The following is a 12,915-nucleotide window of genomic DNA, read 5'->3' on the forward strand; positions in this document are numbered from 1 at the left end:
CGCCGCCGGTTCCGCGACCGCGTCCTCCGGGGCCGTCGCCGCCTCGGTGGCGGGGGCGGCGCCCGTGCCGACGGCCGCGCCATGACCGACGAGCCGGTGCCGGTGACAACGCCCAGGCCGGTGCCGCTGAACAACCCGGCCAACCTGCTGACCGTCATCCGCATCGGGCTCGTACCCGTCTTCGTGGTGCTCGTCGTGGTCTCGGCGATGACCGAGCCGGGCTGGCGCATGGTGGCCTGCCTGACCTTCTGTGTGGCGTCCGCCACGGATTTCGCCGACGGCTGGATCGCGCGCCGCTACCACCTGGTGACGTCGTTCGGCAAAGTGGCCGACCCCATCGCCGACAAGGCCCTCACCGGGAGCGCGCTCGTGCTGCTCTCGGCGTACGACCGGCTGTCGTGGTGGGTGACCGGGGTGATCCTGCTCCGGGAGTGGGGCGTGACGGCATTGCGCTTCTGGGTGATCCGATACGGCATCATTCCGGCCAGCCGAGGTGGGAAGCTGAAGACGGCGCTGCAGATCGCGGCGATCGCCTGGTTCCTGTGGCCGGTGCCCGAGCCGTTCGACACGGTGGGCACCGTGCTCATGGTGGCGGCGCTGCTGATCACCGTGGTCACGGGCGTGGACTACGTGCTGCAGGCCGTACGCATCCGCAGAGAGGCAGCCGGCAGAGGTTGAGCACCAACGGTTCGGACACCAATCACATCGACGTCGGCATGGACACCGGGGTGATCGCGGCCGCCGCCGTGCACGAGCTGGTCGAGCGGCGGCAGACGGTCGCCGTGGCGGAGTCGCTCACCGGCGGACTGCTCGCGGCCACCTTCGTCGAGATCCCGGGCGTCAGCTCCGTCTTCCGCGGCGGTCTGGTCGTGTACGCCACCGACCTCAAGCATTCGCTCGCGGGCGTACCGGAGACGTTGCTGGCCGACCGTGGCCCGGTGGACCGCGACGTGGCCGAGGCGCTCGCGGAGGGCGCGCGGGCGCGCTGCGGGGCCGACTGGGGCCTGGCCACCACCGGGGTCGCCGGCCCCGAACCCCAGGACGGCAAACCCGTCGGGATGGTTTTCGTCGCGGTGGCGGGCCCTGGCGGCGCCGTCGTCCGCGAGCTCTCGCTCAGCGGCTCGCGCAGCGCCATCCGGCACGACACGATGACGTCGGCGTTTGCGCTTCTCGTCGATGAGCTGCGCAAAGTCGACGCGGGAATGCGGCGCTGACCACCGGGGTTGATCGTCGGCGGTGATGCGTACCAACAGTCCCGGGGGAAGACGTCCGTTCCCGGGAGTCCCGGAAATCGGCGGGGCAGGATGTCGCTGTGGTCCGCAGCGGGTACGGTTGCGGGAAGCCTCCGGCGGCTGCCGGCGGCCCCGCCGCAGGAGGAGGTGCCATGGTCCTGCTACGCCGGGTTATCGGTGACGCACTTCGGGCGCGCAGGCAGGGACAGCACCGCACACTGCGTGAGGTGTCGACCGCCGCCAACGTCAGCCTGGGATATCTCTCCGAGATCGAACGTGGCCAGAAGGAAGCATCCAGCGAGCTGCTCGCCGCGATCTGCGAGGCCCTCGGCGCGCGGCTGTCCGAGGTGCTCGGCGAAGTGAGCGACACCCTCGCCCTCGCCGAGGACATGGACGCCGTGCTGGTCCCGGTCGAGCCCACCCCGGTCGAGTCGGCCGGCTCGGGCGCCGCACCGGTCCCGCAGCCCGCCGCGACCGCCGTCAAGAGCGCGGCCGCCGCGAAGGCTGCCGAGGCCGCCGCGGTCCGCCAGGTCACCACGGACGGAGCCGTCTCGGTCTCCGTACGCCAGGACACCCCGCTCAAGGCCACGCTGCGCACGCGCCGCAAGCGGGAAGTCATCTACGCCGCCTGAGCCAGGTCCGGTCTTTCCTCCGGGGCGGGGGTGGGGCCGGATTCCGTCCCGCCGCCCGCCGGCGGTCCGGGGCGTTGGCTGGGCGCTGCGCGGCCTTGCCTCGGCGTCTTGCGGGCCGCTTCTCGCTCGGTGCGCTGCGCGAGGCCGCTTCGCCGCTTCTTGCCGCCCACCGCCTTGTCCCGCCCTGCCGCCCACCGCTTTGCCGCGTCGTCGCGCCGCCTCGTCCCGCCTCGCGGCCTCGCCGCCTGCCGCGCCGTGCCGCTTCCCGGTGCCGCTTCCCGGTGCCGCTTCGCTTCCCGCTGCCTGCCGCTTCGCTGCGCCGTGCCGGCTCGTCGGGTCGGCCTTTCGGCTGGCAGGTGCGGCGGTGGTGGCGTCGCCGGAACGGCGATCGGCGCGTAGCCTCGACGTGGGGGATCCCCCTGGAACACCCTGAGATCCCCCCGAGGTCACGTGACGGCGGTAGCGAGGAGCTGACACGATGGAGCCTGCGCCATCGTGAGAGACCCCTCGGGCCCCGCGTCGGTGGCGCGTCCGATGCAGCGACATTGAGGGGATACCGCGGATATGGCGAACCCGTTCGTCAAGGGCTGGCGTTACATGATGGCGCTCTTCGGCGCGAAGATCGACGAGTACGCCGACCCCAAGGTGCAGATCCAGCAGGCCATCGAGGATGCCCAGCGGCAGCACCAGGCGCTCGTACAGCAGGCCGCGGCCGTCATCGGCAACCAGCGCCAGCTCGAGATGAAGCTGTCGCGGCAGATGTCCGAGGTCGAGAAGCTGCAGGGCATGGCGCGCCAGGCGCTGGTCCTCGCCGACCGGGCCCGCGCGGCCGGCGACGAGTCCGAGGCCCAGAAGTACGAGTCCACCGCCCAGACGCTCGCCACCCAGCTCGTCTCCGGTGAGCAGTCGATGGAGGACCTGAAGACCCTCCACGACCAGGCGCTCTCCGCCGCCGGGCAGGCCCGCAAGGCGGTCGAGAACAACGCGATGGTGCTCCAGCAGCGCATCGCCGAACGGTCCCGCCTGCTCAGCCAGCTCGAACAGGCCAAGATGCAGGAGACCGTCGCCAAGTCGCTCGAATCCATGTCGTCGCTGGCCGCGCCCGGCAACACCCCGTCGCTCGACGAGGTACGCGACAAGATCGAGCAGCGCTACGCGAACGCGATGGGCCGCGCGGAGCTCGCCTCCAACTCGGTCGAGGGCCGCATGCTCGAGGTGCAGAAGTCCAGCCTCGACATGGCCGGCTCGTCGCGCCTCGAGCAGATCCGCGCCAGCATGGCCGGCGAGAAGCTCGGCAGCGCACCGGCCCAGCCGGCGGTCGAGCAGGCCCCGGCGTCGGACCCGGCGAGCGTCGCCCGCCTGGACGAGATCCGGGCCAGCATGAACAGCAAGCGCGGAGACACGACCGCGGCCGGCTGACCGGCTCAACCCGGCGGTCGACCGGCTTCGGCCCGGTCGGTTGATCGGCTTCGCCTCGCGGTTGACCGGCTGAGCCGGCGGCGGAGCGGTCCGCCCCGAGTGGGCGGGCTGACCTGGCGGCGGGCCGCGGCGCAGTTCGGGCCGTGGCTCGGCCCACGGGCCGGCCGCCCGGGGCGCGTTCGACGACCGGGTCGGCCGCCGGGTCGGGCGATGCGGCGGCAGGTTCGGCGGGACGGGAAGGAGCGGACGGTGGACGAGCGGACCAGGTACTTCCGGCGGCTCAAGCGGCTGCGGGGTTCCGCGCGGCGGTGGAGCGTCATCGGCGGGGGCCTCACCGCGGCCACCGCGGTGCTCACGCCGTACGCGGGGATCGGGATCGCCGACGCCGTCTGGGCCGCCTCCGCCGGGGCCTCCGCCGCACTCGCCTGGTGGCGGTGGCAGGACCACCGCGAGCTCGCGGCGACGCCCGCCCCTCCGCCGGCCCTGCCGGGCCAGCGCCTGATCTCCGCGGTGGAACGCCTCCCGGCCGGCCGCCAGGTCCTCCAGGAGGTACGCCGCCAGCGCAACCGGTACGCGGTCCGCGGCTCCGCGGTGGCACAGACCTGGGACCGCCTCGACCGCGCGTCCACCACCCTCGAGGCGCTGGCCGGCCGCCTGACCGGTCCCGGCGAGGGTGCGGTCCTCGAGGCGGCCGTGGCCGAGCAGTGGCTGCGTGACCTCGGCCAGCGGGTGGCGGGCGTCGAACGGGCGCTGCCCCTCACGCCCCCGGACCGCCGCGCGACCCTCCAGCAGTCCCACGAGAGCCTGGCCCACCAGTTCAGCGACGGCGTGGCCGCGTTCGAGGGTCTCGTAGCCGCCGCGGCCAGCTACGTCGCCGAGGACGGGCATCCGGTCGCGGACACGCACCCGGCGTTGGCGGGCCTGACCGACGCGACCGACCGGCTGCGGGGGATCGCCGAAGGGCTGTCCGAGCTGCGCCGCCCATCGACCCCGGCCGCCTGAGCGCCTGGCCGGCTGAGCGCCTGGCCGGCTGAGCGCCCGGCCGGGTTGCCCGGCCCTCAGGCGCGCGTCGACTCGGGCCGCCTGAGCACGGCTCAGGGCTTCGGTTCGGGCTGGCAGCGCGGGCACCAGTACGTGACCCGGTCGTCCTGCTCCGCCTTCTGGATCGCCGTACCGCAGCGGCGGCACGGTTGTGCTCTGCGGCCGTACACGTAGCTGGTCTGGCCTTTTCGCAGTGAGCCCGTTGTCGTCTGTGTCCAGCGGCCGCGGTTGGACGCGACCAGCTTCTGCGCCATCTTGACCGTGCCGGTCAGGTCCTTCACCTCGGACACCGGCGTCCAGGGCCAGAGGCCGCGCAGGAACAGCGTCTCCGCCTTGTACAGGTTGCCGACGCCGGCCAGGTTCCGCTGGTCCAGCAGGGCTTCCGCGATGCTGGCGTCCGGCTTGGCGGCGATGCGGCGTACGGCCTCGTCCGGGTCCCAGTCCGCACCCAGCAGGTCCGGGCCGAGGTGGCCGACCAGCGACTCCTCGTCGGCGGTGGGGATGAGCGTCACCTCGTGCAGGTGGTAGCCGACCGCCACCGAGCGTTTCGTCGACAGCACGACGCGGATCAGGTACGCGGGCCGGCCCGTCCAGCGTTCGCCGGGTGCGTACGCCCGCCACGCGCCGTCCATGCGCAGGTGCGAGTGCAGCGTCATGGTCTGCTCGTCGCGGGTGAGGCGGAGCAGGAGGTGTTTGCCGCGGCTGGCCGACTCGGCGACGGTCCAGCCGGTGAGGTCGGTCGTCGCGAGGCGGGGCACACGGAAGTCGGATCCGGTGAGGACGTCGCCGGTGAGGGCTCGTTCCAGGACGCGGGCCGTGTTCCAGACGGTGTCACCCTCGGGCATGGTGTCCATCCTGCCCCGGGACGGGCGACGCAATCCTCACCGCTACCGTTCGGCGATCCTCAGCATGTCGCCGGGGCGGACCGACAGGACGACGACCGCCCGGCCGCCGTTGACCGCCACGGCGACGCGACCGGCGGAGTCCTCGTACACGATGAGTTCGCCCGGCCCGGCGTCGCCGAAGGTCTGGGCGCGGCGGGCCTTGACGTTGCCGACCAGCAGTTCGGGGCCGAGCCCGCTCAGCATCGATCCGCCCGCGGCGAGCTGCACGTTGCCGAACCGGTCGACGGTCACCACCTCGGCCTCGAGCCAGCCGTCGCCGACCGCCACGACCGGGTCGGCGAGCCGGACCACCGTGGCCGGGTCGACGGTCGGACCGGCGTCGGTCAGCGGGGCGCCCAGCGCGAGGCGGGCCGCGACGGGCGAGAAGATGTCGCGGCCGTGGAACGTGCGGGAGACGTCGCCGAGGAACCAGTCCTCGTTGGCCAGCTTCACCACCGTCTCGACGCCGCCCAGCGCCTCGGCGGCCCACACCAGCAGGCCGTTGTCGGGGCCGACGAGGATGCCGTCGGGCGTGCCGATGGCGATGCCGCGCCGGTCGGTGCCGACCCCCGGGTCGACCACGGCGACATGGACGGACGGCGGCAGGTGCGGCGCGGTCTGCGCGAGCACCGCGGCCCCGCGCGCCACGTCCGCCGGCGGCACGTGGTGTGTGACGTCGATGACACGTACGTCCGGAGCGAAGCGAGCGATCACGCCGTGACATGCGGCAACGAACCCGTCGAAAGTGCCGTAGTCCGTGGTGAGGCTGATCCATCCATAGGCGCCCATGGGCGTTTACGTTACTGCGTCGGCACGCTGAGTGTGTGCCGGGGCGGCTCCGCCTCCGCGGGGTGTGTCGTCCGGTCTGGCAGATTTGGGGCCATGCGTCTCGTCATCTTCACCGAACCTCAGCAGGGCGCCGGCTATGACGACCTGCTCCGGGTCGCCCAGCTCGCCGAGGAAGCCGGCTACGACGGCTTCTTCCGTTCCGACCACTACCTCGCGATGGGCGGCGGCGACGGCCTGCCCGGCCCGACCGACGCGTGGGTCACCCTCGCCGGCCTGGCCGTGCAAACCTCCCGCATTCGCCTCGGCACCCTGGTCACCTCGGCGACGTTCCGGCTGCCCGGGCCGCTCGCCATCAGCGTCGCCCAGGTCGACGCGATGAGCGGCGGACGGGTCGAGCTGGGGCTGGGCGGTGGCTGGTTCGAGGCCGAGCACACCGGGTACGGCATCCCGTTCCCGCCGCTCGGCGAGCGCTTCGACCGCCTCGAGGAGCAGCTCGAGATCGTGACCGGGCTGTGGACCACCCCGCTGGGCGAGCGCTACAGCTTCGACGGCAAGCACTACCAGCTCGTCGACTCGCCGGCCCTGCCGAAACCGGTCCAGTCGCCGCGCCCGCCGATCATCGTGGGTGGCGCGGGGAAGAAGCGCACCCCGGCGCTCGCCGCCCGCTACGCGGACGAGTTCAACGCCCCGTTCGCCAAGATCGAGGACGTGTCCGGCATGGTTGACCGGGTACGCGAGGCGTCGGCGGCGATCGGCCGTACGAGCCCGCCGTCGTTCTCGGCCGCAGCGGTCCTCTGTGTGGGCCGCGACGACGCCGAGGTGGCCCGCCGGGCCGCGGCGATCGGCCGGGAGGTCGAGGAGATGCGCGGCAACGGCGGCGTCGTGGGCACACCGGACCAGGTCGTGGACACCCTCGGCCGGTACGCGGAAGCCGGCGCGACCCGCATGTACCTGCAGGCGCTGGACCTGAGCGACCTCGACCAGATCGAACTCGTGGCGAGCGCCGTGGCACCGCAGCTGTCCTGACGCGTCTCCTGCTCATTCCGCCCCGTCCGGTTACTCAACCGGGCGGGGTGGAATGTGTCAGGTTGGTGCTGTTGCCGGTCTAGATCGTAAAGTCGCGAACCGTGGAGATTGTCACCGCGCGGCTGGCTTTGCGCCGGCCCGCACCCAGCGACCTCGACGCGATCTTCGAGATCCACAGCAACCCAGAGTGTTGCCGCCACAACCCGTCGGACCTGCTGACTGACCGCGAGGACGCGAAGCGCCTCTTCCTGCGCTGGGACGACCACTGGCGGCGGCACAGCTTCGGCTACTGGGTGGCCGCCGCGCGGGACCCCGGATCGGCGACGGGCGCCGGGCCGGGGGCGATGGGCGCGGAGCCGGGGCCGGGGGGCGCTGGGCCGGGGGCAACCGGCGCCGGGCCGGGGGCAACCGGCGCTGGGCCGGGGGCGGCGGACGCTGGGCTGGGGGCGGCGGACGCTGGGCTGGGGGCGGCGGACGCTGGGCTGGGGGCGGCGGACGCTGGGCTGGGGGCGATGGGTGCCGGGCCGGGGGCGACGGTTGGCTTCTGCGGCCTGAAGTTCGTCCGCTTCCGGGAACGGGAGGTCCTGAACCTCTTCTACCGCCTCGACCCGGCCTACTGGGGCATCGGCCTCGCCACCGAGGCCGCGGACGCCGTGGTGAAGTGGGCCGGTGAACACCTGCCGGAGTGGCCGATCCTCGCCCGCGTACGCCCGGAGAACGTGCCCTCGCAGAAGGTGGCCGTGCGGGCGGGGCTGAGCAGGGCGGACCATCTCGACGGGCCGGGCGAGGACGGGCCGGACTGGATGTACACGATCCGCTGGCCGACCGTCAACGGCTGACCGGGACGCGGCGGGCAAACGCTGGAGCCGAGCGGCCGAGCGGCCGAGCGGGCCGAGCGGGCCGGAGCGGGCTGGAGCGGGCTGGAGCGGGCTGGAGCGGGCTGGGGCGGCCGAGCGGGCTGGGCCGACCGCGCGGGATCGGAAGCGCCGCGGGATGGGGAAGCGCCGCGCGGGATGGGAAGCGCCGCGCGGGATGGGAAGCGCCGCGCGGGATGGGAAGCGCCGCGCGGGATGGGAAGCGCCGCGCGGGCTGGGCCGGCCGCGCGGGATCGGAAGCGCCGCGGCCGAGCCGGCCGCGAATCCGCAGCGCCTCAGCCTTCAGGTTTCAGCTCAGCCGCGCAGCCGCAACCCCCGCGGCGTGGCGCGGAAGCCGGCTGCCTGCAGCGCGTCCCGCAGCGGCGACGAGTGGACCGACTCCCCATCCGCGCGCTCCACCGACATCGGCCCCAGTGCGCCCGATTTCACCGAGCCCGCCAGCGCCTGGCCGGCCGCGATCAGGGCCTCCGGGTCGTCGGTGTACGACAGGAGGGTCCGGCCGCCGCGTTCGACGTACAGGGTGAGGTCGCCGCCGACGAGGAGGACCAGGGCGCCGGCTTTGCGGCCCGCGCGGTGGCCGGTGGCGGGGGTGGGTTCGCCGTTGCCGCTGTCGACGATGCGGTCGGGCCAGGGCAGGGCCGCGCCGTACGGGTTGGCCGGGTCGGTCGCGGCGAGGACGACGGCCGTGGCGCCGGTGCGTTTGGCGAGCTCGGCCGGTTCGGCGAGGGCTCGGAGGCGGTCGACGGCTCCCGGCACGGCGAACTGGGCGGCGCCGAGGCCCTCGACGAAGTAGCCGCGGCGGGCCGCTCCGCGTTCCTCGAGGGCGCCGAGCACGGGGTAGACCGCCGCGAAGCCGCCCGGGACGCCTTCGGCCATGACGGCTCCGCGGGTGACGACGCCGTGGCGTTCGAGCAGGAGGTCGGCCTGGGCCGCGGCGCGGCGGGTGGGGTCGAGGTCGCGGTCGGGGAGGCGGGACCAGCGGCCGGCCATCGCCGGTGGGCCGCCGCGGGACGGCATGACCGGGCGGCCGGGGCGTCCCGGGCGGCCGTACCGGGTGCGGGCGGGGGGCGCCTTGGCGCGGTGGGCGCCGCTGCCGCCGAGCAGGGCCCGGAGCGGGGCGAACGTGTCGTTGGTGAGGTGGCCGGCCCAGACGAGGTCCCACACGGCCGCCGCGAGCCCGGTGTCGTCGGTGGAGTGGACCTTGTCGGAGAGCGTACGGAAGAACAGCGCCTGCCCGTCGCCGAGCGCGTCCAGCACCGCCTGGTGCAGCGGCGTGAGCGCCAGCTCCTCGTCGGGCGGCGCGAGCAGCAGCGGGGCGCTGTCGGCGTACGCGAGGGTGACCCAGCCGTCGCCGCCGGAGATGCTGCCGGAGCCCGCCCAGAGCACTTCGCCGCCCGCGCACAGCTCGTCGAGCTGGGGCGGCGCGTAGTCGGCGACGCGGGCGGGCAGGACGAGCCGTTCCCACGCCGACGCGGGCACCGCCAGGCCCTGGAGCTGCTCGATGGAGGCGGCGAGCGCGTCGACGCCGCGGGCGTTGCCGCCGATCTGGTGCCACCGGGGCAGGAACGCCGCCAGCACGCGCGGCGGCACCGGCTCGATCTCGCGGCGCAGGGCGGCGAGTGACCGGCGGCGCAGCAGGCGCAGCACCTCGGCGTCGCACCATTCCGTGCCGGCGCCGCCCGGGGAGAACTCGCCGGAGACGACGCGGCCGGTGGCGCTGAGCCGTTTGAGGGCCTGCTCGACGACGAAGACGCCGAGGCCGAAGCGCGCCGCGCAGCTGGCCGCGGCGAACGGGCCGTGGGTGCGGGCGTACCGGGCGACGAGGTCGCCGAGCGGGTCGGCCACCGGCTCGAGGTAGGCCTCGGGGACGCCGACGGGCAGGGCCACGCCGAGCGCGTCGCGGTAGCGGCCGGCGTCCTCGACACCGATCCAGCGTTCCTCGCCGGCGATGCGGACGCGGATCGCCCGCCGCGAACCGGCCAGCTGCTCCATCCAGTCCAGGTCCACCGACCGGGCGGTCAGGTCGGCCGGCGACAGGTCACCGAGCAGCCGGAGCAGCTCGGCCGCGTCCTCGGCGTCGCGCGGGGTGCGTTGCGTGGTCAGCCACTGCAGCTGGCTCTCGCTCTCGGTGACCACGGTGGGGTCGAGCAGCTCGCGCAGGTCGACGCGGCCCAGAAGCTCGCCGAGCAGTGTGGAGTCCAGGGCGAGGGCGGCGGCGCGGCGCTCGGCCAGCGGCGCGTCGCCCTCGTACAGGAAGGCGCCCACGTACCCGAAGAGCAGCGAGCGGGCGAACGGCGACGGCCGCGGCGTCTCGGCCTCGACGAGCCGGACCTTGCGCCCGCCGATCTCACGCATGAGGCCGACCAGCCCGGGCACGTCGAAGACGTCCTGAAGGCATTCGCGCGCGGCTTCGAGCGTCACCGGGAAGTCGGCGAACTCGCGGGCCACGTCGAGCAGCTGGGCCGAGCGCTGACGCTGCTGCCACAGCGGCTGCCGGCGGCGCGGATCGCGGCGGGGCAGGAGCAGGGAGCGGGCGGCGCACTCGCGGAAACGGGAGGCGAACAGCGCCGACGTGCCGACGGACTCCTCGACGATCTGGGCGATCTCCTCGGGGTCGAACGCGACCAGGTCGGCGCCGGGCGGTTCCTCGGCGGTGTCCGGCAGGCGCACCACGATGCCGTCGTCGGAGGGCATGACCTGGCCGTCCACGCCGTACCGCTCGCTGAGCCGGCGGGCGATGGCCAGCGCCCAGGGCGCGTTGACGCGGGCGCCCAGGACGCAGTGCACGGTCATCCGCCAGTCGCCCAGCTCGTCGCGGAAGCGCTCGACCACGACCGTACGGTCGTCGGGCAGGTTGCGGGTCGACTCCCGCTGCTCCCGCAGGTAGGCGATGAGGTTGTTGGCGGCCCATTCGTCGAGGCCTGACTCGCGCAGCGAGGCGACGGCCGTCTCGTCGCCGGCCCGGGTCAGCCCGCGCAGCCGGGCGCCGATGGCCCGGCCCAGCTCGATGGGGCGGCCGAGCGCGTCACCCTTCCAGAAGGGCATGCGGGCCGGGGCGCCGGGTGCGGGGGAGACCAGCACCCGGTCCGGGGTGATGTCCTCGATGCGCCACGACGTGGAACCGAGCAGGAAGACGTCGCCGACCCGGGACTCGTACACCATTTCCTCGTCCAGCTCGCCGACGCGCGAGGCGCGCTCGGAGCCGGCGAGGAAGACGCCGAACATGCCGCGGTCGGGGATCGTGCCGCCGCTGGTGACGGCGAGGCGCTGGGCGCCGGGTCGGCCGGTGAGCTGGTCGGTGGTGCGGTCCCAGACCAGGCGGGGACGCAGCTCGGCGAAGGCGGTCGACGGGTAGCGGCCGGAGAGCATGTCCAGCACGGCGTGCAGCGCGGAGTCGGGCAGCTCGGCATACGGCGCGGAGCGGCGCACGAGCGTGGCCAGCTCGTCGAGGTGCCACTCGTCGAGGGCCACCATGGCGACGATCTGCTGGGCGAGCACGTCCAGCGGGTTGCGCAGGTAGCGCAGCTCCTCGATGGCACCCTCGCCCATGCGCTCGGCGACCACGGCGCAGGAGACCAGGTCGCCGCGGTGCTTCGGGAAGACCACGCCACGGGAGATCGCGCCGACCTGGTGCCCGGCGCGGCCGATGCGTTGCAGACCGGCCGAGACCGACGGCGGCGCCTCGATCTGCACGACGAGGTCGACCGCGCCCATGTCGATGCCGAGCTCGAGGCTGGAGGTGGCCACGACGGCGGGCAGCTGGCCGGACTTGAGCGCCTCCTCGATCTGCTTGCGCTCCTCACGGGAGACGCTGCCGTGGTGGGCACGCGCGACCACCGGCGCCGCGCCGCCGGCCTCGCCGGACTGGGCCATGACCTGGGCCGGCGGACGCGTGGCCGGACCGGGGGCGGGCGCCGGCTCGCCCTCGGCACGCTCCAGGGCCAGCTCGTTGATGCGCGCGCAGAGCCGCTCGGCGCCGCGCCGGGAGTTGGTGAACACGATGGTCGAGCGGTGCGCCTGGATGAGGTCGAGCACCCGCTCCTCGACCGCGGGCCAGATGGACGGCGAGTGCCGGCCGGCGCCCGGGTCGTCAGCGTCGACATCGGGCACCTCGTCGAGACGGGTCATGTCCTCGACCGGGACCTCGACGGAGACCTCGATGGTCTTGGCGCTGCCGGGCTGGACGATCTCGACGTCGTGCGCGCCGCCGAGGAACCGGGCGGTGTCCTCGATCGGCCGCACGGTCGCGGACAGCCCGATGCGCTGGGCCGGACGCTCCAGCAGCGCGTCGAGCCGCTCCAGGGACAGCGCCAGGTGGGCGCCGCGCTTGGTGGCGGCGACCGCGTGCACCTCGTCGATGATCACCGTCTCGACGCCGCGCAGCGACTCCCGCGCGGCGGAGGTGAGCAGCAGGAACAGCGACTCCGGCGTGGTGATGAGGATGTCCGGCGGCGTCCGCGCGAACGTACGCCGCTCGTCGGCGGGGGTGTCGCCGGTGCGCATCCCGACCGTGATGTCGGGCGGCGGCACGCCCAGGCGCCCGGAGGCCTGTCGGATTCCCGTCAGGGGGGCGCGCAGGTTGCGCTCGACGTCGACGGCCAGGGCCTTGAGCGGGCTGACGTAGAGCACGCGACAGCGGTGCTTCGGGTCGTCGGGCACCGCCTCGTGCGCCAGCCGGTCCAGCGACCAGAGGAACGCCGCGAGCGTCTTGCCGGAACCGGTCGGCGCCACGACCAGCGCATTGCGCCCGGCACCGATCGCCCGCCACGCCCCGGCCTGGGCGGCGGTGGGCGCGGCGAAGGCGGCCCTGAACCACTCCCGGGTCGGCAGGCCGAACTGCTCCAGCACGTCTCGCACAGTCCCCATGGTGCCCCGGGGGTCCGACAAAAATGCCCGGCCCGGGGACATCCACCGGCGTCACCGGTCCGAATGGTGGACGCCGAACCGATCAGACGACGGGCATCAATCAGACGTTGGACCACAGGACGGACGCTCGGGCAGCGGCCTCGCCCGGCCG

The 12,915-nt window shown here is 74.1% G+C and carries 10 protein-coding genes; 7 read left to right on the plus strand and 3 right to left on the minus strand.

Features of this window, described 5'->3' with window-relative positions:
- Positions 1 to 81 precede the first annotated feature (81 nt).
- From pgsA to pspM, 5 genes are all read left to right on the plus strand, one after another.
- Positions 82 to 678 (plus strand): CDP-diacylglycerol--glycerol-3-phosphate 3-phosphatidyltransferase, encoded by a 597-nt coding sequence (gene pgsA, locus IT780_RS08695; RefSeq protein ID WP_199510943.1) that lies wholly within the window; start codon positions 82 to 84, stop codon positions 676 to 678.
- Positions 679 to 716: 38 nt separating this feature from the next.
- On the plus strand, positions 717 to 1,214 hold the full coding sequence (locus IT780_RS08700; RefSeq protein WP_199511445.1) for a CinA family protein: 498 nt from the start codon (positions 717 to 719) through the stop codon (positions 1,212 to 1,214).
- A 170-nt stretch (positions 1,215 to 1,384) separates the two neighbouring features.
- On the plus strand, positions 1,385 to 1,864 hold the full coding sequence (locus IT780_RS08705; RefSeq protein ID WP_199510944.1) for a helix-turn-helix domain-containing protein: 480 nt from the start codon (positions 1,385 to 1,387) through the stop codon (positions 1,862 to 1,864).
- 564 nt (positions 1,865 to 2,428) lie between these two features.
- Complete coding sequence (locus IT780_RS08710; RefSeq protein WP_199510945.1) at positions 2,429 to 3,283, plus strand: PspA/IM30 family protein; 855 nt, start codon at positions 2,429 to 2,431, stop codon at positions 3,281 to 3,283.
- Positions 3,284 to 3,493: 210 nt separating this feature from the next.
- A complete protein-coding gene (gene pspM, locus IT780_RS08715) occupies positions 3,494 to 4,285 on the plus strand; it encodes a phage shock envelope stress response protein PspM (protein WP_199510946.1) in 792 nt (263 codons plus the stop codon).
- A 92-nt stretch (positions 4,286 to 4,377) separates the two neighbouring features.
- Here the strand turns inward: pspM and IT780_RS08720 are convergent, their stop codons facing one another.
- A complete protein-coding gene (locus tag IT780_RS08720) occupies positions 4,378 to 5,169 on the minus strand; it encodes a zinc finger domain-containing protein (protein WP_199510947.1) in 792 nt (263 codons plus the stop codon).
- 42 nt (positions 5,170 to 5,211) lie between these two features.
- On the minus strand, positions 5,212 to 5,997 hold the full coding sequence (locus tag IT780_RS08725; RefSeq protein WP_199510948.1) for an SAM hydrolase/SAM-dependent halogenase family protein: 786 nt from the start codon (positions 5,995 to 5,997) through the stop codon (positions 5,212 to 5,214).
- Positions 5,998 to 6,090: 93 nt separating this feature from the next.
- On the opposite strand from IT780_RS08725, the gene IT780_RS08730 reads away from it, so the two are divergent.
- Positions 6,091 to 7,023: an LLM class F420-dependent oxidoreductase gene (locus tag IT780_RS08730; protein WP_199510949.1), complete on the plus strand. Its 933-nt coding sequence runs from the start codon at positions 6,091 to 6,093 to the stop codon at positions 7,021 to 7,023.
- A gap of 101 nt (positions 7,024 to 7,124) precedes the next feature.
- On the plus strand, positions 7,125 to 7,862 hold the full coding sequence (locus IT780_RS08740) for a GNAT family N-acetyltransferase (RefSeq protein WP_307831093.1): 738 nt from the start codon (positions 7,125 to 7,127) through the stop codon (positions 7,860 to 7,862).
- A 330-nt stretch (positions 7,863 to 8,192) separates the two neighbouring features.
- On the opposite strand, the gene IT780_RS08745 is transcribed toward IT780_RS08740, so the two are convergent.
- A complete protein-coding gene (locus IT780_RS08745) occupies positions 8,193 to 12,764 on the minus strand; it encodes an ATP-dependent helicase (protein ID WP_199510950.1) in 4,572 nt (1,523 codons plus the stop codon).
- Positions 12,765 to 12,915: the final 151 nt, after the last annotated feature.

Origin of the sequence: Nucisporomicrobium flavum (assembly GCF_016464385.1) — a bacterium.
In the GTDB taxonomy this organism is placed as follows: domain Bacteria; phylum Actinomycetota; class Actinomycetes; order Mycobacteriales; family Micromonosporaceae; genus Actinoplanes; species Actinoplanes flavus_A.

Bases quoted from the DNA above. Each gene is read 5' to 3' on its own strand.
- pgsA (WP_199510943.1), top strand. From the start codon at position 82: ATGACCGACGAGCCGGTGCCGGTGACAACGCCCAGGCCGGTGCCGCTG.
- IT780_RS08700 (WP_199511445.1), top strand. From the start codon at position 717: ATGGACACCGGGGTGATCGCGGCCGCCGCCGTGCACGAGCTGGTCGAG.
- IT780_RS08705 (WP_199510944.1), top strand. From the start codon at position 1,385: ATGGTCCTGCTACGCCGGGTTATCGGTGACGCACTTCGGGCGCGCAGG.
- IT780_RS08710 (WP_199510945.1), top strand. From the start codon at position 2,429: ATGGCGAACCCGTTCGTCAAGGGCTGGCGTTACATGATGGCGCTCTTC.
- pspM (WP_199510946.1), top strand. From the start codon at position 3,494: ATGCGGCGGCAGGTTCGGCGGGACGGGAAGGAGCGGACGGTGGACGAG.
- IT780_RS08720 (WP_199510947.1), bottom strand. From the start codon at position 5,169: ATGCCCGAGGGTGACACCGTCTGGAACACGGCCCGCGTCCTGGAACGA.
- IT780_RS08725 (WP_199510948.1), bottom strand. From the start codon at position 5,997: ATGGGCGCCTATGGATGGATCAGCCTCACCACGGACTACGGCACTTTC.
- IT780_RS08730 (WP_199510949.1), top strand. From the start codon at position 6,091: ATGCGTCTCGTCATCTTCACCGAACCTCAGCAGGGCGCCGGCTATGAC.
- IT780_RS08745 (WP_199510950.1), bottom strand. From the start codon at position 12,764: ATGGGGACTGTGCGAGACGTGCTGGAGCAGTTCGGCCTGCCGACCCGG.